The sequence below is a fragment of the Paenibacillus sp. 01T424 genome (genome assembly GCF_056398745.1).
In genome coordinates, this window is record NZ_JBFTPZ010000138.1 from 1 (window position 1) to 303 (window position 303).

1 pseudogene is annotated in these 303 nt (G+C 45.9%); it reads left to right on the forward strand.

The features are described 5' to 3' along the window. Window positions 1-125 precede the first annotated feature (125 nt). Window positions 126-303, forward strand: a pseudogene (locus AC1DPK_RS34360) (IS110 family RNA-guided transposase); the annotation flags it as partial.

Consider the following 303-nt stretch of genomic DNA (forward strand, 5'->3'; position numbering starts at 1 on the left):
CCGCCGTTAGCATTCCTGTAGAGCGTTAAATTTCCGCTTTGCATAAAAACGAGCGCCTCGGTACGATGGAAGTACGCAACGGGTCATAGCCCTAAAAATTCCATCATCCAGGAGGACGCTCTACTATGAAGTTTAAATCGCAAGCGAGACAAAATCTACTCATTGAAAAAATTACTGCTCAGCATTTAGTTATCGGGATCGACATCGCCCAGCAGATGCATGTTGCGCGCGCTGTAAATTTCCGTGGCATCATCATCGGAGACTACCTATCCTTTTCTAATGACGAGGAAGGATTTCACCATC